This window comes from Phenylobacterium sp. (genome assembly GCF_036821595.1).
In the GTDB taxonomy this organism is placed as follows: Bacteria; Pseudomonadota; Alphaproteobacteria; order Caulobacterales; family Caulobacteraceae; genus Phenylobacterium.
On sequence record NZ_DAISJG010000008.1, the window covers coordinates 80,164 to 100,736 of the forward strand.

General features: G+C 71.2%; 23 protein-coding genes and 1 other RNA gene. 7 read left to right on the plus strand and 17 right to left on the minus strand.

The features are described from left to right. Positions 1-47: 47 nt before the first annotated feature. The 4 genes from V7Z97_RS06635 to ssrA all read right to left on the minus strand — a co-directional run bounded on the left by V7Z97_RS06635 (position 48) and on the right by ssrA (position 2,385). A complete protein-coding gene (locus V7Z97_RS06635) occupies positions 48-845 on the minus strand; it encodes a C13 family peptidase (protein ID WP_334162265.1) in 798 nt (265 codons plus the stop codon). After that, positions 842-1,306 carry a PaaI family thioesterase gene (locus V7Z97_RS06640; RefSeq protein WP_334162266.1) on the minus strand — a complete coding sequence of 155 codons (465 nt, stop codon included), beginning with the start codon at positions 1,304-1,306 and terminating at the stop codon, positions 842-844. The genes V7Z97_RS06635 and V7Z97_RS06640 overlap by 4 nt, the downstream gene beginning before the upstream one ends. Positions 1,307-1,314: 8 nt before the next feature. Beyond that, entirely contained in the window at positions 1,315-1,809 is a 495-nt protein-coding gene (locus V7Z97_RS06645) for an SspB family protein (RefSeq protein WP_334162268.1), read from the minus strand. A gap of 193 nt (positions 1,810-2,002) precedes the next feature. After that, positions 2,003-2,385: a transfer-messenger RNA gene (gene ssrA / locus V7Z97_RS06650) on the minus strand. Between the two features lie 143 nt (positions 2,386-2,528). Here ssrA and V7Z97_RS06655 point away from each other — a divergent pair. Further along, the gene (locus V7Z97_RS06655) at positions 2,529-3,104 is read left to right on the plus strand and encodes an inner membrane-spanning protein YciB (RefSeq protein WP_334162269.1); all 576 of its coding nucleotides are present in this window, start codon (positions 2,529-2,531) and stop codon (positions 3,102-3,104) included. Here the strand turns inward: V7Z97_RS06655 and V7Z97_RS06660 are convergent. Together V7Z97_RS06660 and ilvN are read right to left on the minus strand one after the other, a co-directional pair. Further along, positions 3,067-4,014 (minus strand): hypothetical protein, encoded by a 948-nt coding sequence (locus tag V7Z97_RS06660; RefSeq protein WP_334162271.1) that lies wholly within the window; start codon positions 4,012-4,014, stop codon positions 3,067-3,069. The two genes, V7Z97_RS06655 and V7Z97_RS06660, sit on opposite strands and share 38 nt — an antisense overlap. A 66-nt stretch (positions 4,015-4,080) precedes the next feature. Then, complete coding sequence (gene ilvN / locus V7Z97_RS06665; RefSeq protein ID WP_325461771.1) at positions 4,081-4,629, minus strand: acetolactate synthase small subunit; 549 nt, start codon at positions 4,627-4,629, stop codon at positions 4,081-4,083. Between the two features lie 326 nt (positions 4,630-4,955). On the opposite strand from ilvN, the gene V7Z97_RS06670 reads away from it, so the two are divergent. From V7Z97_RS06670 to V7Z97_RS06680, 3 genes are all read left to right on the plus strand, one after another. Then, positions 4,956-5,975, plus strand: a complete 1,020-nt coding sequence (locus V7Z97_RS06670) for a hypothetical protein (RefSeq protein WP_334162272.1) — start codon at positions 4,956-4,958, stop codon at positions 5,973-5,975. A gap of 45 nt (positions 5,976-6,020) precedes the next feature. Beyond that, positions 6,021-6,335 (plus strand): DUF6665 family protein, encoded by a 315-nt coding sequence (locus tag V7Z97_RS06675; RefSeq protein ID WP_334162274.1) that lies wholly within the window; start codon positions 6,021-6,023, stop codon positions 6,333-6,335. 88 nt (positions 6,336-6,423) lie between these two features. Next, positions 6,424-6,756: a DUF6665 family protein gene (locus V7Z97_RS06680; RefSeq protein WP_334162276.1), complete on the plus strand. Its 333-nt coding sequence runs from the start codon at positions 6,424-6,426 to the stop codon at positions 6,754-6,756. A gap of 1 nt (position 6,757) precedes the next feature. Here V7Z97_RS06680 and V7Z97_RS06685 read toward each other — a convergent pair whose 3' ends face one another. From V7Z97_RS06685 to miaA, 5 genes are all read right to left on the minus strand, one after another. After that, a complete protein-coding gene (locus tag V7Z97_RS06685; RefSeq protein ID WP_334162277.1) occupies positions 6,758-7,375 on the minus strand; it encodes a hypothetical protein in 618 nt (205 codons plus the stop codon). A 147-nt stretch (positions 7,376-7,522) separates the two neighbouring features. After that, a complete protein-coding gene (gene ybaK, locus V7Z97_RS06690) occupies positions 7,523-7,993 on the minus strand; it encodes a Cys-tRNA(Pro) deacylase (protein WP_334162278.1) in 471 nt (156 codons plus the stop codon). A gap of 17 nt (positions 7,994-8,010) precedes the next feature. Continuing rightward, complete coding sequence (locus tag V7Z97_RS06695; protein ID WP_334162279.1) at positions 8,011-8,784, minus strand: VOC family protein; 774 nt, start codon at positions 8,782-8,784, stop codon at positions 8,011-8,013. A 63-nt stretch (positions 8,785-8,847) separates the two neighbouring features. After that, positions 8,848-10,638, minus strand: coding sequence for an acetolactate synthase 3 large subunit (locus V7Z97_RS06700; RefSeq protein ID WP_334162280.1), 1,791 nt, complete (start codon positions 10,636-10,638; stop codon positions 8,848-8,850). 174 nt (positions 10,639-10,812) lie between these two features. Further along, a complete protein-coding gene (miaA, locus tag V7Z97_RS06705) occupies positions 10,813-11,745 on the minus strand; it encodes a tRNA (adenosine(37)-N6)-dimethylallyltransferase MiaA (protein WP_334162281.1) in 933 nt (310 codons plus the stop codon). Here miaA and serB point away from each other — a divergent pair. Both serB and V7Z97_RS06715 read left to right on the plus strand, forming a co-directional pair. Further along, positions 11,744-12,631, plus strand: coding sequence for a phosphoserine phosphatase SerB (serB, locus tag V7Z97_RS06710; RefSeq protein WP_334162283.1), 888 nt, complete (start codon positions 11,744-11,746; stop codon positions 12,629-12,631). The genes miaA and serB overlap by 2 nt on opposite strands. A gap of 4 nt (positions 12,632-12,635) precedes the next feature. After that, positions 12,636-13,301: an HAD family hydrolase gene (locus tag V7Z97_RS06715; RefSeq protein ID WP_334162285.1), complete on the plus strand. Its 666-nt coding sequence runs from the start codon at positions 12,636-12,638 to the stop codon at positions 13,299-13,301. Here V7Z97_RS06715 and V7Z97_RS06720 read toward each other — a convergent pair. From V7Z97_RS06720 to hflK, 4 genes are all read right to left on the minus strand, one after another. Then, positions 13,298-13,633: a UrcA family protein gene (locus tag V7Z97_RS06720; protein WP_334162287.1), complete on the minus strand. Its 336-nt coding sequence runs from the start codon at positions 13,631-13,633 to the stop codon at positions 13,298-13,300. The genes V7Z97_RS06715 and V7Z97_RS06720 overlap by 4 nt on opposite strands. Before the next feature lie 69 nt (positions 13,634-13,702). Beyond that, complete coding sequence (locus tag V7Z97_RS06725) at positions 13,703-14,248, minus strand: GNAT family N-acetyltransferase (protein WP_334162288.1); 546 nt, start codon at positions 14,246-14,248, stop codon at positions 13,703-13,705. Continuing rightward, a complete protein-coding gene (gene hflC, locus V7Z97_RS06730) occupies positions 14,245-15,141 on the minus strand; it encodes a protease modulator HflC (RefSeq protein ID WP_334162290.1) in 897 nt (298 codons plus the stop codon). Before hflC ends, V7Z97_RS06725 begins: the two co-directional genes overlap by 4 nt. Then, complete coding sequence (hflK, locus tag V7Z97_RS06735) at positions 15,141-16,322, minus strand: FtsH protease activity modulator HflK (RefSeq protein ID WP_334162292.1); 1,182 nt, start codon at positions 16,320-16,322, stop codon at positions 15,141-15,143. Before hflK ends, hflC begins: the two co-directional genes overlap by 1 nt. A gap of 141 nt (positions 16,323-16,463) precedes the next feature. Here hflK and V7Z97_RS06740 point away from each other — a divergent pair, with 141 nt between their 5' ends. Continuing rightward, a complete protein-coding gene (locus tag V7Z97_RS06740; protein ID WP_334162294.1) occupies positions 16,464-17,573 on the plus strand; it encodes an Mrp/NBP35 family ATP-binding protein in 1,110 nt (369 codons plus the stop codon). 6 nt (positions 17,574-17,579) lie between these two features. On the opposite strand, the gene V7Z97_RS06745 is transcribed toward V7Z97_RS06740, so the two are convergent. After that, a complete protein-coding gene (locus V7Z97_RS06745; protein WP_334162296.1) occupies positions 17,580-19,046 on the minus strand; it encodes an MFS transporter in 1,467 nt (488 codons plus the stop codon). Beyond that, positions 19,043-20,470: an MFS transporter gene (locus V7Z97_RS06750; protein WP_334162297.1), complete on the minus strand. Its 1,428-nt coding sequence runs from the start codon at positions 20,468-20,470 to the stop codon at positions 19,043-19,045. Before V7Z97_RS06750 ends, V7Z97_RS06745 begins: the two co-directional genes overlap by 4 nt. Between the last annotated feature and the right edge of the window lie 103 nt (positions 20,471-20,573).

Genomic DNA, 20,573 nt, shown 5'->3' on the forward strand with positions numbered 1-20,573 from the left:
CAAAGTCGCCGAGGGCGCGTCAGTTTCGCCGTCACACGCCGCCGGGGTCAGGGGCTGGTGGCGAGCGTCCGGGCCGGCGCGCTGGGCGTCGGTGTGAAGGCGTAGAGCGGCAACAGCGGGCGCAGCGCCGCGCCCACCCAGAGCTGGGGCTCCGACGGTGGCTTCATGCCCTCCTTCTGCTCGCGCTCGGCGACGCAGGCCTGGACCGCCCGGCCGAGGCCCGCGAAGTCCCGGGCCTGGGGCGCGGACTGCAGGAAGCAGTCGTCGAAATAGGGGTACTTGTCCGCCTCGCCGCAGCCGAAGGAGCTGCGGTCGCGCCGCGCGGCCGTGAGCACCATCCGGTTCGGCGCGGCCAGCGCCGGGACGAAGACGCCGGAGAAGCAGGCGGAGATCACCACCACCGTCGGCCGCTGGCCGCAGGTGCGGTCCACCATGGCCGCGAGCACGCCCGGCGGCAGCACCCGCGTGTCCACCAGGACCCCGCTCGGGTCGCCATGCGAGGTGAGATAGACCAGGCAGCCGCCGGTTGCGCGGGCGGTCAGGTCGCTCATCGAGGCGAAGATCGCCGCCAGATCCGACTTCTCCGGCCGGCTGTCCCGGTAGCGCTCGGGGCGCACCGAGAACTGGCGCAGGTTCTCGCGCTGGAAGCCCGCCCGCTCGAGCGTCTGGGCCACGTCGCGGCGGGCGTTGTCGAAGGTTTCGGTGGGGCCTCCGTTGTGGGCGCGCCAGTCGCCCGCCACCACGACGGCGGCCCAATCGGAGAAGGAGCCGGCCTGGGCGGCCGGCGCCGTCCCGAGCCAGAGGCCCGCGAGGAGCACAACCAGCCGGGACAGCCCCAGGGTCATTTCTTGTAGTTGGCGAACGGCGTGGGGATCGCCGTCCCCGTCGCCTTGGCGAGCAGCCGCCCGTCCGGGTCATAGAGCTCGCCCTCGGTGAAGGCGACCTGCCGGCCCCATTTCACCACCCGTCCGATCCCCTTGATCTTCCCGGGCATGCCGGGCCGGAAGAAGCTGGTCTTCATCTCCAGAGTCGGGGCGACGGCCGTCATCCCGGACGCGACCATGCAGGCCACGCTCATGCACTCATCCAGCATGGCGCAGAGGTAGCCGCCCTGGATCTGCTTCATGGGGTTGAGCAGCAGTTCGGCGCGGGCGTCGAACTCGACCTCCACGCTGCGCTCGGCCTGGCTCACGGCGACCATGCGGAAGCCGAGCGTCTGCGAGCCGGTGGGCTGGTTCCTGGTGCGCAGGAAGCGCTGCAGGATGTCGTCGTCGGTCAGGGTGTCCGCGGTGGGGGCGTCGCTCATCCGCGGGCTCACTTCTTCCGGAACTGGTCCAGGGACACGATCTTGGCCTCGCCCTCGGCGGCTGGCGCGGGCGCGGCGGCCTCGGCCGGCGCGGGCAGGGGCGCGGCCTTGGCCTCCGGCGCGGCGGCCGGCGGCGGCTCGAACTGCAGCAGGAACTGGACCGAGGGGTCGTAGAACCGGGTCACCGCGGCGTAGGGGATCGATAGCCGCTTCGGCTGGCCGCCGAACTGCAGGGTCACCGAGAAGAAGGTTTCGCCGGGCGCCAGGTCCCAGTACTGGTGCTGCAGGACGATGGTCATCTCGTCCGGGTACTTGCCCAGCAGGTCGGCGGGGCCGGAGACGCCGGCCGCGTCGGTCTTGAAGGTGATGTAGAAGTGGTGCGCGCCGGGCAGCCCCTCGGGCGCGGCGGCCCGCTTCAACGCAGCCTTCACGACGCCGCGCAGGGCGTCCTGGGCCAGCGCCTCGTAGTGCATCAGGTCCTGGGCCGGCGGGTCCTGGGCCATGGGGGCTCCGAAACTTTACGCAGTTGCGAAAGGTAGCGTGTGAGCCAGAACGCGCAAGGCGGCGCAAGGGCCCGGGTGCAAAGAAGGCGGCCCCGCGGGGGAGCCGCCTTCCGGAATTAGGTGGAGGGCTTCTGTTGCCAGGCGCCCCCAATTTGCTCGCTGGGGATGGAGGGCGCCAGCGAAGTCGGAATTAGGTGGAGGGCTTCTGTTGCCAGGCGCCCTCCGGGCCCCGCCTGAGGATCTGAACCCCCAGGACTTAGGTCGGATTTCTACCGCACCGCATTACGCGGCGAGGCGGACTTCCTCAGCGAAGTTATCGTTCGCATTTAGTTTAAAGACCCGAAGCGGTGGGTCAGGCCGAGAGAAAGCAACACCTTTACACGTCTGTCGATGCTGATCGGCCCCATACTTCCAAAGCCAGAAACTGGCTTCCCGGCGATAACCCGGAAGGATTTTGGTGGAGCCGCCGGGAATCGCACCCGGGTCCAGTCCGCTTATTTCGTGCGCGTTTATCTCCATAGTCGGGCGAACCCGACGCAGAGGAATATAGGGACCAAGGGTTAGGATTTGAAGACCCCACCGGCCGTTTTCGCCGTTGGCGAAGCGTGGACGGCGGCGCCGTCTGCGTGAACGGCGGCGCGGGCTTCGCCAGCGGACTCACGGCTTGGCCGCTGCGCCGCCACACTCGCACGCATCGGATTTCCCTGGAGTTTTCCCCGATGCGAAACCTCGCCTACGCCGCCCGCCCGCTGTTCAACGACCTGGCCTCCAGCCTGTTCTTCGCCGCCCTCCTGGCGCTCGGGGCCGACGCCGTCACCGCCACGCTCTGGGCCATCGGCTTCGGAGTCGCCCACGTCGTCCTCTGGAAGCTGCTCGGGAAGTCCATCGCGCCCCTGCAATGGGCGAGCCTCGGCCTGGTCCTGGTGTTCGGCACGGCCAGCCTGTTCTTCCAGGACCCCCGCTTCCTGATGGCCAAGCCGTCGCTGATCTACCTGATCGTCGCCGCGGTGATGCTGAAGCCGGGCTGGATGCTGCGCTACATGCCGCCCATCGCCGCCGGCCACGGCGAGCGGACCATGGTGGTGTTCGGCTACGTCTGGGCGGGGCTGATGGCGTTCAGCGCCGCGGCCAACCTGGTGGTCGCGGTCTGGGCTCCCGAGCACTGGCCGCTCTACAAGGCCACCTTCCCGATGGCCTCCAAGCTCGCCCTGTTCGCCATCCAGTACGCCACCGTCCGGGCCGTGGTGCGCCGCCGGGTCATGGCCGGGGCGCAGGCTCAGGCGCAGGCGACGTAGGCTCGGCGATCTCCGGCGGCGGCTCGAAGGCCGGAGCCTGCGGGCGGGCGTCGGGATCGGGCTTCAGGGTCCCACCGTCCCGCAGCAGGCCTTCGTGCATCCGCCGTGCGGACGAATAGTCGGCTCCGCCGGGGAAGATCACGTCGAAGCGGGGCTCGTGGCCCAGGGCGGCGCCCAGCACCGGCTCGATGGCGTCGGCGACCTGACCGATCTCGGCGCTGTCGCAGGCCCGGCGCAACGCCACCGAGCGGCCGGGCACCACCAGGGTCAGGTCGTAGGAGGTTCCCTCCACGCAGACCGCTTCCGTGGCCCCGCCGCCCTCCTGAACCCGCACCTCGCGCCGGGAAGCCCACATGGGATGCCGGCGCAGAGCCAGGAACCGCTCGGCCGAACCCTCGGGCAGTTGGCGGTCAAAGCCGACCCGCCGGGCGATGCCGGCCTCGCAGCAGGCGAGGCCCGCGCGGGCCTGGACGAAGGCGTCGCCGTCGCGCCGCACCGTCACCCGCACCACGCTCTGGCGAACGCTCTGGGAGGGGCGGACCCACAGTTCCAGGATCATCTCCTGGCCGCGCAGGACCTGCCACTGCAGCGGCATCAGTCCCCACAGGCGGTAGGTGGAGGCGTCGACGCCGTTGTCGATGGCCACGGTCCGCTCGCCGCGGCCGAGGCGGCGACCGCCCAGCGGATCGGCGGCCTCGGCGGCCTTCGGCCACTTGTCGTCCCACCAGGTCTTCGGGTCGGGCGGCGGGAAGGGCCAGATGGCGGCCTCGTGCGGCGGCAGGTTCTCCGGCGCGGGCGCGACGGGGACCTGGCCCTGCGGCGTGCGGCGGAAGCCGAACAGCTGCGCCTGGGCGGGCAGGGCGCCCGTGGCGGCGGTCACGAGGGCGATGGCGAGGCAGGCGGCGCGCACGCGGGCGGTCTCCTTCAAGAAGCCGGCCCCCGCCCGCGAAACATCCTACCGCCGGGAGGCGGTTCCCTAGAAGACCTCGACGCCGCGCTGGATCGACAGCACGCCGGTGCGCGAGACCTCCACCAGGCCCAGCGGCCGCATGAGGTCGATGAAACTGTCGATCTTCGACGGCGCCCCGGTGACCTCGAAGACGAAGCTTTCGTGGGTGGTGTCGATCACCCGGGCCCGGAAGATGTCGGCGACGCGCAGCGCCTCGACCCGGTCCGGCCCCGTGCCGCGCACCTTCACCAGGGCGAGCTCGCGTTCCAGGCCGTGCGGATCGCGGGTGATGTCCTGCACGTGGCGGGTGGAGACCATCTTCTCCAGCTGGGCCTCGATCTGGCCCAGCACCTGGCGGGTGCCGCGGGTGACGATGGTGACGCGGCTGGTGTGCGCCTTCCGGTCCGTCTCGGCGACGGTGAGGCTCTCGATGTTGTAGCCCCGCGCGGCGAACAGCCCGACCAGCCGGTGCAGCACCCCTGGCTCGTTGTCCACCAGCACCGCGAAGGTGGCCAGGCTCTCCGGCTCCTCGTCATGGGCCAGGTCGTACACGGAGGCAGGCTGGGCGTCGGTCATGGGTCTGTTCCTCTTGCCGCAGGAGGTGTCACAGGAGCCGGCCGGCCGCAACCGGAGCGTTGCCTCCGCGCCACATCCGGCCGCGGATGGTTAGCGGGCTACAGGCTTGACCTTGCGCGGCTCCGGCGGATCGTGGGAAACGGCCGGCTCCAGATACGAGAGTTCGCCGAATGACGATGCGCAACGCAGATACAGGTTGGGACCGCGTCCGCGGAACCGCCTTTGCGCGCCTCGTCCCACCGGCCGCCGCGCGCCCCGCCCACTCGATCTGATCCTGCGGCCGCTCCCGAACGAGGCGCGTCCGCGCCTCCCGACGGGAGCCTCCGATGTTCAACCGGACTCAAGGGACCGCCCCCGCCCTCGTGAGGGCAGGACCGACGTCCCTCCTGACCCTCGTGGCCGGCGACTTCGCGTCCGCCGTCGACCGGCTGTGGCCGGCGCCGCACACGGCCTTCGTGACCGCCCCGGCGGCGCGGCGCCACCTCGTGTGCCTGGCTCTGGCGCTCGGCCGGCGCGACCCGGCGCTGCATGAGCGGCTGCTGGGCGAGCGCCTGCGGCGCGCCATCCCGGCCGCCGTGGGCGAGGCCCCGGCGGGGCTGGAGCGCGCGCTCGGCCGCATGGGGGAAGTCGCCTGGTCCGCCGAGGACTACCGGGTCCTGCTGCGGCTGCTCGCCGCGCCGCGCGCCGCCAAGGCCCTGCGCCACGCCGCGGTCGTCGAGGCCGGGGTCGTCCGGCGCCTCGCGGCGCTGCCGGAGCCGATGGGGGAGGCGGCGCACCTGGCGCTCGAGCTCACCGAGGACGGCGTCGGCGCCCTGCGCGAAGCCTACGGCGCCCTGCGGCTCCGCTCCGGCGAGGCCGCGGCCACGGCGGCGGCGGCGCGCTGGGCGCGGACCGGCTCGGCCCGGGCGATGTTCGAGGCGGTCCGCGACGACCTCTCGCCCGAGCCCCTGGCTCCGCCGCACCCCGGCACCCCGAGGCTCCGGCCGCTCGGCAGCAAGGCGGAGCTCCGCGCGGTCGCCCGGCGGTTCCGCAACTGCCTGGCCGACCGCGTGCCGCACGCGGCGACCGGCTGGTCCGCCTACTACCTGTGGGAGGGCCCGCCGGCGGGCGTGGTGGAGGTCACCCGCGACCACATCTTCGGCTGGCGGCTGGAGGAGGCGCGCCTGGCCGACAACGCGGCTGTGCCCGAGCCGGTCCGCGACGCGATCGCTGGCGAACTCGCCCTGATGGGCGTGCACGTGGGCCGCAGCGGCTGGGAGCTCGACCGGGCGCTGAGCGTCGACGTCGGCCGGACCTACGCCCTGCGTCCCGCCGAGGAGGTCATGGCCGAGGCCTTCGGCGACTGACCGGCGACGCTTGCCACGAGGACATCGGCCGCCAACATGGGGCCGATGTCCTCGCTTCGCATGCCCCAGAGCCTGATCCGCCGCCTCGGCGTCGAGACCGGCGACGCCGTGCTGCGCTACGAACTCCTGGAGGAGCAGGCGCATGCGCTCGGCCGCTCGGGGCGCAAGGTGGAGGCCGCGCTCGCCGCGCTGCGGGACCATCCTGGCGGAGAGGGGCGCGCCGAGGCGCTGAAGGCCGCCGCCGACGCGGTGTGGGGCTTCCTGGTGCAGCGCGAGGTGATGGGCCTGCGCGATCGCCAGGCCATCGTGGAACAGTACGCCATTCCCCGCGAGGTGCTGAACCGGATCGGGGCGCGCTGAGCCGTCCGCGCTCAAATCGCCGCGAGGGCCGCGCGGCGGCGGAAGAACGGTGGTATCGTCGGAAAGTCCTCGAACGAGGGGTTGACCCATGTCCCCACTCCGCATGCCGCAGGGCCTCAGTGAGCCACAGCACGTGGACACCGGCGAAGCGGTGCTTCGTTTCGAACTCCTGGAAGAGCTGGACGGCGGGCTCGCCCGCTGCGAACGGCGGCTCGAGGCGGCGCTGGCCGCCCTGGCGGCCGGGGGCGAAGGGGCCGAGCGAAGTCGAAGGCTCGACGAGGCGGCGGACGCGGCCTGGCGGCTGATCGTCCAGCACGAGGCCTGCGATGTCTGCGACCACCGCGAACTGATCGCGCGCTACCACATCCCGGCGGAGGTGCTGGGACGGGTGGGCGCGATCCGGCCGCGTCGGGACGGCTAGCTCAGACCACCCGGATATCGCCCGCCGAGTGCGGGACCTCCGCCGGCTCCAGCCACCACAGGGAGTCGCGGGAGGCCTGCGGCGCGTCCTCGGCATGGGTCATCAGGCGCCCGTCACGGACGGGGCTGGCGTTGGCGGCCAGGGGGCTGGTCCGCTCGTGGCCCAGGCGGCGTCCGCGGAAGGCCCAGGACTCGAAGCGCATGGCCAGCCCCGTCCCCCGGCCGTTGGGCAGGGGCAGGACCAGGGTCTCGGCGATCCAGCAGACGTGGGCCTCGTCGACGAGATCGGGGCCGGTTCCGGTGAGGCGCACCTCGCCGTCGTGGAAGGCGCCCAGCAGCAGCGGCGCGTGCGCCCAGTAGGCGTACTTGTCCGGGTTCTCCGGCATGCCCGGGACGGCGGTGTCCACCGCGGCGAGGCTGACCATTCGCCGGGCGGGGTGGCCGCCCTCGATCTGGCCGTAGTCCTGCATGAACCAGAGCCGCGAGAGCCCCGCGCCGGCGTGCGTCCATACCTCGGGCTCGGCGCGGTCGCGCCGGTAGCCCATCCGGCCGCGGTCGCCAATCGGGTGCTCGATATACTCGTAGCCATTGCGGAAATAGCAGTAGCTGCCCGTTGTCATCCGTTTCCCCATTGGATGCTGCGCACGCGCGTGGAGGTCCGCGCGGGACGCACGGGTTGAAGCCAGGAACTGACGTGACTGTCAGGCGCCCCTCCCCAGGAGCGCCGAGGTCAATGGGTAAGGCGCGTCGGGGGCCCGGCCTGTGACCTAGGTCACAGGCGCCACGATGGCGCCCGTGGCGCGGACGATCCCGGCGGGCGCGAGGCGCACCTGCAGCCCGCGCTGGCCGCCGTTGACGAACACCTCGGCCAGGCCCGCCGCGGCGGCGTCGAGGACGGTCGGGACGGGCTTCTTCTGGCCGAACGGACTCACCCCGCCCACCCGGTAGCCGGTGAGCCGCTCGGCGTCGGCCGGCTTCATCATCTCGGCGGACTTCGCGCCGAGCGCCGTCGCCAGCTTCTTCATGGCCACCTCGCAGTCGGAGGCCAGGATCACGCAGGCCGGCTTCCCGTCGGCGCGGACCATCAGGGTCTTCAGCACCTCCCCGGGCGGGACGCCCAGGGCTTCGGCGGCCTGCAGGCCCACCCGGTCGGCGCCGGGGTCATAGGCGTAGGTGGCGAGCGTGTAGGTCACGCCCGCGCGATCCAGCGCCAGGGTCGCGGGCGTGGTCTTGGACATGGATGCTCGTGCGGCGCCTAGGCGGTCTTCTTGCCCATGAGGGCGAACATCGCCCCCTGCGGATCCGCGGCCTGGACGATCCAGTCCCCGCCGGGCACCTCCATCGGGCCGTTGAGCACCTGGCCGCCGCCGGCCTTCACCCGCGTCGCGCCCGCGTCGATGTCGTCGACGACGAAGTAGTAGAGCCAGGCCGGGACCGGGAAGTCGGCGGGCTTGGTCATCATCCCGCCCACCTGTCCGTCCTGGTTGGCGAAGAGGCGGTAGACGCCCATCGGCCCCATGTCGACGTCATCGTCCTTCCGCCAGCCGAAGAGCGCCGAATAGAAGCTGAAGGCGCTCTCCAGGTCGGCCGCGTAGAGCTCGCGCCAGCCGGCCGTACCGGGGCTGCCCGGCGTCGGCATCGGCGCTCCGCCCTCCATCGGCGCGGGGGTCATGATCGAGATCACCGCCCCGCCGGGGTCGGCGATCACCGCGAAGCGGCCGATGTCCGGGATGTCCGTCGGCGGGACCTGCACGGACCCGCCGAGCTGCTTCGCCTTCTCGGCCGCCGCGTCCACGTCGTCCACGTCCACATAGCCGGTCCAGTTGGGCGGCACGCCCGCCGCCTTCAGGTCGTCCGGCAGCTCCATCATCCCGGCGATGGCGGGGCCGGGGCCGGCGAGGGTGTAGGTCATGTCGCCGCCGGTCATCTCCTCCAGGCTCCAGCCCAGCAGCTGGACGTAGAAGGCCTTGGCCGCCGCGACGTCGGGCGTCATCAGCTCGCACCAGATGAAACGGCCGTGGTCGGACATGGGCGCCTCCTTGGCTGAGGCGCCCATCCTAGACCGGCGGCGACGTCAGTTGAATGACCGCCGTCAGACCAGCCGCTTGCCGGCGTCGTCGATGATCGAGCCCAGGTCGCGGGCCTCCTCGGCCATGATCATCTCGTTGTGCGCCTTGCCCGAGGGGATCATGGGGAAGCAGTTCTCTTCCTTGGTCACCCGGCAGTCGAAGATCACCGGCCGGTCGACGCTGATCATCTCGCGGATGGCGTCGTCCAGCTCGTCGGGATGTTCGGCCCGCAGGCCGACGCAGCCATAGGCCTCCGCCAGCTTCACGAAGTCGGGCAGGGAAGACGAGTAGGAGTGCGAGTAGCGCTCGCCATGCAGCAGTTGCTGCCACTGGCGCACCATCCCCATCCACTCGTTGTTGAGGATGAAGATCTTGATCGGCAGCTCGTACTGCACGGCCGTCGACATCTCCTGCATGGTCATCAGCACGCTGGCGTCGCCGGCGATGTCGATGACCAGGCTTTTCGGATGGGCCATCTGCACGCCGACCGCGGCCGGCAGGCCGTAGCCCATGGTCCCCAGTCCGCCGGAGGTCATCCAGCGGTTGGGCTCCTGGAAGTGGTAGAACTGGGCCGCCCACATCTGGTGCTGCCCGACCTCGGTGGTGACGTAGACGTCCCGGTCCTTGGTCAGCTCGTACAGCCGCTGGATGGCATGCTGCGGCTTGATCAGCTTGGCGTCGGGCCGGTAGCGGAACGAGTCCCGCGCGCGCCACGCCTCGACCTCCTTCCACCAGTCGGCCATCGCCTGCTGGTCCATCTTCAGTTTCCGCTGCTTCCAGACGGCGATCAGGTCCTCGAGCACCGAGGCCGCGTCGCCGACGATGCCGATGTCGGCGCGGACGTTCTTGCCGATGGAGGAGGCGTCGATGTCGATGTGGATCTTGCGCGAGGTGGGCGCGAAGGCGTCGAGGCGGCCGGTCACCCTGTCGTCGAACCGCGCGCCGATGGCGACCATGACGTCGCAGTCGTGCATGGCGTTGTTCGCCTCGAACGATCCGTGCATGCCGACCATGCCCAGCCACTGGCGGCTGGAGGCGGGGAAGGCGCCGAGCCCCATCAGAGTCGACGTCACCGGCGCGCCGGTCAGCTCGGCCAGCTCGCGCAGCAGCTCGGAGGCGCGCGGGCCGGCGTTGATGACGCCGCCGCCGGTGTAGAGGATCGGCCGGCGAGCCTTGGCGATCATCGCCGCGGCCTCGGCGATGCGGCCCGCGTCGCCCTTCACGCGCGGGGCGTAGTTGTGGCTGTGCTTCACCTCGGCGGGGCCCTGGTAGGCGCCCTTGGCGAACTGCACGTCCTTGGGAATGTCGATGACCACCGGGCCCGGGCGGCCGGAGGTGGCGATGTGGAACGCCTCGTGGATGATCCGCGGCAGGTCGGCGACATCCTTCACCAGGTAGTTGTGCTTGGTGCAGGGCCGGGTGATCCCGATGGTGTCGCACTCCTGGAAGGCGTCGGTGCCGATCAGGTGGGTCGCCACCTGGCCGGTGATGACGATCATCGGGATGGAGTCCATCAGGGCGTCGACGATGCCGGTGACGGCGTTGGTCGCGCCCGGCCCCGAGGTCACCAGCACCACGCCGCATTTGCCGGTGGAGCGGGCATAGCCCTCGGCGGCGTGGGTCGCCCCCTGCTCGTGGCGGACCAGGACGTGCTGCAGGCGCGGCTCCGCGAACAGGGCGTCGTAGATCGGCAGCACGGCGCCGCCGGGATAGCCGAACAGGACCTCCACGCCCTGGTCGAGGAGGGCGCGCACGACGATCTCGGCGCCGGAGATGGTCTGGGTGTCGGCTTCGATGGTCTGGTGGGCGGTCATGGCGGAGAGCCTTCGGGGCGTTTCGAGCAATAAAAAAGGCCCGCGGGGGGCCTGGTTACGAGCGACCGGTCGGTCCTGACGCGTTCGTCAGTCCGTCTACGGTCGCCCTACGAGTACAAGAATATCGCGCACGGGTGTTCTTCCAAACTGCGGGATCAGGGCTTTCGCATGCTCCTAGGTGGGCGTCAAGACGGGTTCCAGCGCAATAAACTGCCTCCACTGCGCCCCGGTGTCCTCGGCCGTGATGCGCGGCCAGCCGGCCATCTGGCCGCGCATCCAGGTCATCTGGCGCTTGGCGTACCGGCGGGTCTCCTGCTGGGCTCGGGAGACGGCCTCGGCAAGGGTCGCCTCCCCGCGGAGGTGCGCGGCGAACTCCCGCACCCCCACCGCCTTCATGGCCGGCAGGTCGGGAGCCAGGTCGCGGGCCACGAGCGCGGCCACCTCGTCCACCGCGCCGGCGGCGACCATGGCGTCCAGGCGCGCGTCGCAGCGGGCGTAGAGCGCCGCGCGCGGCGGCTCGAGCGCCGCAGCGGTCCAGCTTCCCTCAGGGATCGCCGGATCGCCGGTGCGCTGCCAGTCGGTGAGCGGAGTGCCCGTGGCGGCCCAGACCTCCCAGGCGCGGACCAGGCGCTGACGGTCGCCCGGCGCGATGCGGGCCGCGGCGGCCGGGTCGTGGGCGGCCAGGCGCTCGCGGAAGCCGGTTTCGCCCAGGCGCTCGAAGTCGGCCCCCGCCGCGCGCCGGGCCTCGGCCGGCACGTCCGGCACCTCGGCCAGGCCGCGGGTGAGCGCCCGGAAGTAGAGTCCGGTGCCGCCGACCACGATGGCGTGGCGTCCGCGCGTGCTGATGTCCGCGAGGACCTCGGTCGCCGCCCGCAGCCAGCGGCCCACCGACCATCCCTCCGCCGGGTCGACCATGCCGAACAGATGGTGAGGCGCGCGGGCCGTATCCTCCGGCGAAGGTCCGGCGGTGAGCACCCGCAGCCCCGCATAGAGCTGCATGGAGTCGGCGTTGACGATCTCGCCGCCCAGGGTCTCGGCCAGCCGCAGCGCCAGCGCCGACTTGCCGCTTGCCGTGGGGCCGGCGATCAGCCAGATGCGGGGCTCCATGCAGATCGCCTTCACCTACGTCGTTCCGCCCACCACGGGCCTCTATTCCGCCAATCTCAAAGCGCTGGCCAAGGCAAGCGTCATCGAGCAGCGGATCCTCTCCGAGGACGAGACCTTCGCCGAGGACTTCCTGCTGGAGGTCGACGATCTGGAGACCTTCTGCACCGAGGTCGCCAACGATCTCGCCGTCGCTCCGGTGGACTGGTGCGTGCAGCGGGCCGCGGGCCGGCGCAAGCGGCTTCTGGTGGCCGACATGGACTCCACGATCATCAATGTGGAGTGCCTCGACGAGCTCGCCGACTACGCCGGGCTCAAGGCCGAGATCGCCGAGATCACCGAGCGGGCCATGCGCGGCGAACTGGAGTTCGAAGGCGCGTTGCGTGAGCGGGTGGGGATGCTGAAGGGGCTGGCGACCACCGCGCTGCAGCAGGCCTATGACGAACGCGTGCGGCTCAATCCGGGCGCGCGCACCCTGGTGCGCACCATGGCCGCGAATGGCGCGCGTTGCGTGCTGGTCTCCGGCGGCTTCACCTTCTTCACCCGCCGGGTGGCGCAGGCCGCCGGCTTCCACGCCGACCGCGCCAACACCCTGAACGAGGCCGCCGGCGCGCTGACCGGCACGGTGGGCGAGCCGATCCTCGGCCGCGAGGCCAAGCTGGCGGCGCTGAAGGAGGAGGCCGCGTCGCTGGGGATCGACCTCTCCGACACCCTGGCCATCGGCGACGGAGCCAACGACCTGGCGATGATCAAGGCCTCGGGCCTGGGCGTCGCCTACCGCGCCAAGCCCGTCGTCGCGGCCGAGGCCCACGCCAAGGTGGACCACGGGGACCTGACCAGCGTGCTCTACTTCCAGGGCTACGCGGCCGACGAGTTCGTCACGGACTGACGCCATGAGCCTGCCACGCCCGGTCAAGGCCGTCGTCTTCGACATGGACGGGCTGCTGGTGGACACCGAGCGGGTCTACTGCGAGGCGCTGACGCTCACCTGCCGCGACATGGGCCATGACCTGCCCGAGGCGGTGCTCCACCGGATGATCGGCCACATCTGGATGGGCAGCGCGGTGGTCCTGCGCGAGCACTTCGGCGAGGCCTTCGACACCGACGAGCTCCGCCGGCTGTCCACGGAGCGGTTCTATGGGATCGTCCAGGCCGAGGTGGCGCTGAAGGCGGGCGTGCTCGAGGTGCTGGACGAGTTGGACCGCCAGGGCCTGCCGCGGGCTATCGCCACCTCCTCGCGGCGGCACGACGTGGAGCACCACATGAGCGCCCATGGCCTGCTCGACCGGTTCCACGCCATCCTGGCCAACGGCGACTATCCGCGGCCGAAGCCCAATCCCGATCCCTATCTGAAGGCGGCCGAGGCGCTGGGTGTGGCGCCGGAGGACTGCCTGGCGCTGGAGGACAGCCACAACGGCGTGCGCGCCGCGGCGGGGGCGGGAATGATGACCATCATGGTCCCGGACCTGCTGCATCCCACCGAGGAGATGCATGCGCTGTGCGTCCGCATCGCGCGCGACCTGCACGAGGTCCACGACCTCCTGCGGCGCCAGGGCTAGCGGGTCAGTTCGGCCAGGCCGCCGCGCGCGATCAGGACGGCGTAGGTGCGGGTCACCTCCGCCTCGTCGAGCGTCTCCAGGGCCTGCTCGATCACCTTGCGGCGGCAGCGGTGGGCGTAGCCCCTTGCCCGCGGGAACAGCGGACTCTCGGCGTGGGCGCAGGCCTCGCGGGCCGAGCCGGCGAGGCGGCGGAGCAGGATCCGCGCACCCTCCTCCGTCGTCAGGTCGAGGTCGGCGCGCCAGACGCGGATCTCGACGGGCTGCGGCGCGTCCGCGGCCGCGGCGTGGGTTGCGGCCAGGAAGGCGAGGGCGGCCAGGGTCAGGCGCAGCATGGCTTGGTCTCCAGACTACATTCGTAATCCAGAGACGAAACTACACCTGTAATCCCCAGCGTCAACCGGTCAGCGCAGGATGATCCAGTAGCGGCGGCCGAGCGCGCCCTCGACCCACAGGTGCGGGATGGTGTCCTCGAGGACGCCGCCGTTCTTCTCAATGACCCGCTGCGACCCCGGGTTGTCCTCCGCGACCGTGAGCATCACCCGATCCAGCGGCAGGGTCTCGCGGCACCACGCCAGCGCCTCGGCGAGCATGGCGCCGGCCACGCCGCGCCGGCGCTCCGAGGGTCTTACGGCGTAGCCGATGTGGCCGCCCCACTTCTCCAGCACCGGGTTCAGGCGATGGCGCACGCTGATCGAGCCGAGGAACCGATCGCCCTCCACAGCCCAGAAGTGCGTCTCCGGCACGCGCTCGCCGAGCGAGCCGTCCGGCAGGACGATGGTGGTCGGCGGGGCGAGGAGCTGGCGCACGAACGCCTCCGGCTCCGCGGCGATGGCCGCGATCGTCTCGGGCGTCTCCACGCGCAGGTTGTCGCGCGAATAGCCCTCGCGCATGGCCTCCACGTAGGAGGCCATCCAGCGCAGGTCCGGCCGGACGAGCGGGGACGTCACCGGCGGCCGCCGGAGGGCCCCTGCTCGAAGTAGCGGAAGAAGGCGCTGTCGGGGGACAGGACCATGGTGGTCTCGCCCTGGCCGAGGCTGGCCTCATAGGCCTGCATGGACCGATAGAAGGCGGCGAAGCTCGGGTCCTTCCCGTAGGCCTGGGCGAAGATCCGCGTGCGCTGGGCGTCGCCCTCGCCTCGGGTGGTCTCGCCCAGTTCCTGCGCCTGGGAAAGCGTGATGGTCACCTCGCGGTCGGCGGACGCGATCAGTTCCCGCTTCTGCTGTTCGCCCACGGCGCGGATCTCGGCGGCGCGCTGCTGCCGCTGGCTCTCCATCCGCCGGAACACCGCTTCCTGGTTCTGGGGCGGGAGATCGGCGCGGCGGATCCGGACGTCGATCACCTCGATGCCGAACCGGGAGGAGACGGCGCGACGCGCAACGTCGTCGCGGATCTGCAGCGTGAGCTGCGCCCGACGGGTGGCCACGACGTCCTCGAGGGCCGCGGCGCCCAGGATCTGGCGCAGGGACGAACTGAGCAGCCGTTCGATGCGGTCCACAGCCGTCCGTTCGTCACGCAGGGTGCGGTAGAACTGCAGCGGGTCGATGATCCGGTAGCGCACGAAGGCGTCCACCACCAGCCGCTCCTGGGCGGCGACGATGACCTCCTCCTGCTGCGCTTCAAGCGCCAGGTTGCGCTTGTCGAACTTGATGACGTTCTCCAGGAACGGGACCTTGGCCTTGAGGCCGGCTTCCGTTCGGCCGGGCTGGTTGATCACCCGGACAGGTTCACCGAAGCGCAGGACGAGCGCCTGCTCGCGCTGGTCGACCACGAACAGGGTGTTGGCGAGCAGGACCACCAGGACCAGCGCCAGGATCGCATACAGGATCGTGCGGCGAGGCATCATTGGGCGGCTCCCGCGCGGGCGTTCGTCTGCGGCTGGACCCGGACGTCGGGAGCCGGGGGCGCGGCGGCCGCGGGCGGCGTCGCGCTCCGCGGGCGGAACACGTCGGGCGGCAGTATGATCGGGGCGGACGCGCCTTCGGCGTCCACGATCACCTTGTTGGAGCGCGCCAGGACCCGCTGCATCGTCTCGATGTAGAGGCGGTCCCGGGTGGCGCCCGGCGCGCGGCGGTACTCGTTATAGATCGCGTTGAAGCGCGAGGCGTCACCCGTCGCTTCGCGCACGGACTGCTCGCGGTAGGCCTGGGCGGACTGGGTGATGCGCGCGGCGTCACCCTTCGCCTCGTTGACGACCCGGTTGGCGTAGGTGCGGCCCTCGTTGATCGCGCGCTCGGCGTCCTGCCCGGCGGTGATCACGTCGCGGAAGGCGGCGACCACTTCCTGCGGAGGGCCGGCGTCGCGGATCTGCACTTCGACGACGCTTATGCCGGCGCCCCAGGAGTCCAGGGTCCGCTGCATCAGCGCTGCGGTCTGGAGCTGCACCTGCCCCCGGCCGGAGGTCAGGATCGGCTCCAGGTCGGTGCGGCCGACGATCTCCCGCATGGCGCTCTCGGCCACGGCCTTCACCGAGGCCTCGGGGTCGCGGATGCGGAAGACGAACTGGTCGGCGTCCGACACGCGCCAGGTGATGCTGAAGTCCAGGTCGACGATGTTCTCGTCGCGGGTGAGCATCAGGCTCTCCTGAGGGACATTGCTCTCGCCCACGCCGCCGACGTCCACCCGCTGCAGGGTGGTGACGGGCACCTTCACGACGCGCTCGACGGGGAACGGAAGGTGATAGCGCAGCCCGGGCGCCTCGTTGCGGGTGTAGGCGCCGAAGGTGGTGACCACCGCCTCCTCGTTGGGTTGGACGACGTAGATGCCGGAGAGCGCCCAGAGCGCGAAGGCGCCCCCGGCGATGGCCACGATCGCCCCCGGCCGCACGCCGCCGCCAGGGCCTCCGAAATAGCCGCCGAAGCGCCGGCGCAGCTGCTCGAAGCTCGCATTGAGGTCGGGGCCGCCGGGCCGTTGCGGCCCGCGGGGGCCGCCGCCTTGCGGACGCTTGGGCGGGGTGTCTCGGCGGTCGCCGTCGTCCCCGGGGGAGCCCCAGGGGCCGGGGTTGGCGTTATCGTTCCAGGGCATCAGGCGGGTCGCGTCTTGGTCAAGGTTGTTGTTTTCGTGTCCAGGCGCGGCCGTGTCGGGCAAACCCCCATGGGCTTGTAAACCGGCGCAGTCAGCCGGATATGAGACCCCTTCCCGGGCAAAGCAAGACAAAGGGGCGTCATGAGCGAACCGGCCGGTCCGCAAAGGGCCGTGATCCTCGAGGCGCTGGATCATGTGCGGGACCCGAAATCCGGCCAGGGCCTGGCCGCGGCGGGCCTCGTGCGCGGGCTGGTGGTCCGCGGCGACCGCGCAGCCTTCATGCTGGAAGTCGCCCCTGCCGACATCGAGCTCTACGCCCCGGTGCGCGACGCCGCCGAGCGGGCGCTGGCGGCCGTGCCGGGGGTGGACCGCGCCCAGGTGATCCTGACCTCCGAAGGGCCGCCGCCGGAGCTGAAGACCGCGCCGCGCCGCGCGCGCGTTTCCGACGACCCGCAGGCCAGGCTCGGGAACATGCCCGAGGCCGAGAAGCCGCCGCACGTCCGCAAGGTCATCGCGGTCGCCAGCGGCAAGGGCGGCGTCGGCAAGTCCACCGTCGCCGTGAATCTGGCGGCCGCCTTCGCGGCGCTGGGCTATCGCGCGGGCCTGCTGGACGCCGACATCTACGGGCCCTCCGCGCCCACCATGCTGGGCATCGAGGACGCCGAGCCGACCTTCGACGCCGACAAGAAGCTGAACCCGGTGGAGGCCTGGGGCCTGCAGGTGATGTCCATCGGCTTCATCGTCGAGCCGGGGACGGCCAACATCTGGCGCGGGCCGATGGCGTCGTCGGCGCTGCGGACGCTCATGGGTTCGAACTGGGGCTCGGAACAGGCGCCGCTGGACGTGCTGGTCATCGACCTGCCGCCCGGCACCGGCGACATCCAGCTCACCCTGGTGCAGCGGCTGAAGCTGGACGGGGTGGTGATCGTCTCCACGCCGCAGGAGATCGCCCTGATCGACGCTCGCCGGGCGGCCACGATGTTCTCCAAGACCGGAGCCGAGATCCTGGGCGTGGTGGAGAACATGGCCTTCTTCCCCGATCCGGCCACCGGCGCCCCGATCCCGATCTTCGGCCAGGGCGGCGGCAAGGCGGAGGCCGACCGGCTGGGCGTGCCGCTGCTGGCGGAGATCCCCATCGACATCGCCCTGCGACAGGGCGGCGACGAGGGCCGGCCGCTGGTCGCCACCGCGCCGGAGTGCCCGGCGGCCCGGGCCTTCCTCCAGATGGCCGAGCGGCTGGCGTCCCGCTAGGGGTCTCTATTCGGCGAGGCTGGCGGGGCCGGGCTTGCGGCTCTGCGGCGGGCCGGGCGGGCGTGGCGCCTCGCGCTCCTCGCCGGTGAGGCTGACCAGGGCGCCCGAGAGGTCGAGCACCGCGTCGCGCGCCTCGAGCTGGCGGCGGACCTCGGCAGCGCGCTCGGCGGTCAGCCGATAGCCGATCAGGCAGGCGGCCCCCAGCATCACGAAGAACACCGGGCCGACCACGAACGACAGCATGAGGGCCTGGATCGCCTCGGGCGAGTTGCGCTGGCCGAGCTGCGGGTCGTAGCCCATCCGCGAGAGCACGCCGAAGGTGAGGAAGATCGACACGCCGGCGGCGATCTTCGTGGTCAGGGTGGTCATGGCGTAGAGCAGGCCGCTGCGCTCCTTGCCCTGCTTCAGGCGCATCTCGTCGGCGACGTCGGCGGTCATGGCCCGGGTGAGCACGTTGAAGCCCTGAGCCATGAAGCCGGTGAAGAACAGCGTCGGCAGCGAAGCCAGGACGCTGCCCTTGGGCAGGAAGGGCAGGGAGATCAGCAGCAGGGAATAGGCCGCCGCGATGAACATCACGGTCCGGTGCTTGCTGATCTTGGTGGCCAGCCAGGCCAGGCACGGGGCGCCGGCGATACCGGCCAGGATGTAGACCAGCAGCAGGATGTTCGCCTCACCGGCCGTGAACTGCATGTAGTCGCGGCTGTAGAGGATGTAGAGCGCCGCCATCCAGCCGGGGCCCAGCGAGACCATCAGGTCCACCAGCAGGATCCGCGACATGTTGCGGTCGGTGACGATCTCCAGGTAGTCGCGCAGCCGGAACCGCTGGCCGGGCACCTCGCGGGTGATCGTCTCGGGCGTGCGCCAGACCACGACGGCGACGGCGATGGGGGCCAGCACGATCAGGTACCAGACCATCGCCCGGACGCCCTGGGCCTCCCCGTAGCCCAGCTGCTCCATGACGATCGGGATGGCCAGCACGGTGACCGCGCCCAGGACCCCCACGGCGGCCATGACGCCGAACAGCCGCGCCCGGTCGTCGTAGGACTTGGCGAGCGTCGCGGCCCAGGCGTGGTGGGAGAGCATCAGGATCGAGACGCCCAGGTACATCACCAGCAGCCAGGTGATCAGGTAGCCGCTGCCCACCCCGCGCCCGGCGGTCAGCAGCATGTAGAGGCCGAGCATCAGGAACGGCGCGCCAAGCAGGGTCCACAGGCGGTAGCGCCCGAACCGGCTGCGGGTGCGGTCCATGCCGAGCCCCAGGGCCACCTCGATGGGAACGTCGATCAGCCGGACCGTGCCGAAGGCCGCGGCGACGACCGCCAGCGGCACCCCGATGTTGGCGGCGAAATAGGCCGGCAGGTGCACCGCCACGGCCAGCCCAAGCGCGGAAAGCGGCAGGCTGGTGGCGGCGAAGGCGAGCGCCGTGCTCAGCGGCAGGCGGCTCGTGGTGGGGGCGCCTGCGGGGCGGGTCACGACGGCCGGTTCACCGGGGCCAGGTCCTCGCCGGTCAGCGACTCCAGGCTGGCGGCGGGATCGAGCAGGGTGTCGCGCTCTTCAAGCTTGCGGCGGATCTCGGCGTGACGATCGGCGCTCAGCTTGTAGCCGATGAAGCAGGCGCCCGCGGCCATCACGAAGACGATCGGCCCGACGATGTAGGCGATCTCCAGGCCGCGGATCGCCTCCGGCGTGTTCACCGATCCGGCCTGGGCCACATAGCCCACGGCGGCCAGGACGTTGAAGGTCAGGAAGATGGCGCCGGCGGTGGCGAGCTTGGACGTGGCGGTGATGCCCGCGTACATCAGTCCCATCCATTCCCGGCCGCTGTCGAGGCGGAGCTCGTCGGCGATGTCGGCGCAGATCGCCCGGATCATCACCGTGAAGCCGGCGGCCATGGCGCCGACCAGGAACATGATGGGGGCGAACGCCAGGAAGTCGCCCGCCGGCAGGAACGGGACGACGATCAGGCCGAGCGAATAGACGCTGGTGTTCACCATCAGCGCGCGGTGCTTGCTGAGCCGGTTGGCGAGCCAGGCGGCGAGCGGCGCGCCGGCGAACCCGGCCACCACATAGATCAGGAGCAGGAGGTTGGCCGCCGCGGTGTCGAACCCGCGGCTGTCCTTGAAGTAGAAGAGGTAGAGGGCGGCCATCCAGCCAGGCCCCAGGGTCACCAGCAGGTCCGCGGCCAACAGGCGGATGACATTGCCGCGGCTGAACAGGGCGGCGTAGTCCTTCAGGGCGAAGTGCGTGCCGTGGTCGCGGGCGATCCGCTCCGGCGAACTCGCCACCACCAGGATGCAGGTGAGCGCGGTGCTGCCGATGATGAACCAGATCATCGCCTGCACGCCCTCGGCGTCGGTCGCGCCGGCCTGGGTCATGACCACGGGGATCAGCAGGACCGCGATCGCCCCGATGACGCCCAGGCCGGTGATCGCGCCGAACACCCGCGAGCGTTCCTTGTAGGTGGCGGCGAGCCGCCCCGCCCAGGCGAGGTGCGAGAGGTAGATGCCGGAGTAGCCGACATACATCACCAGCAGCCAGGCTCCGAGGTAGATGGCGCCCACCCCCTCGGGCGAGATCAGCAGCATGTAGAAGCCCAGCATCAGCACCGGGGCGCCCACCGCCATCCAGATCCGGTAGCGGCCGAAGCGGGTGCGCGTCCGGTCCATCGCCAGGCCCATCACAGCGTCCACCGGGATGTCGATGAACCGGACGAGGGCGAAGACCGTGCCCACCAGGGCGAGGGACAGGCCCAGCTCGGCGGCGAAGTAGCGGGGCAGGTGGACCGTGGCCGCCAGCACCAGGGCGCCGACGGGGATGCTGGCGCTGGCGAAGGTCAGCACAGCCGGCAGAGAGAGTGCGCCATCGGGCGCGGCCTTGTTGCCCTTGACCACCGGCATTCGTCCTCCAACCGCGTCTCTCAACGGACGCTGAAACCTAGGTTACGCGCGTTCACCTGGGCTTCGGCAAGCGGTTTTGGATTGCAGATGCGAAACGGGCGGC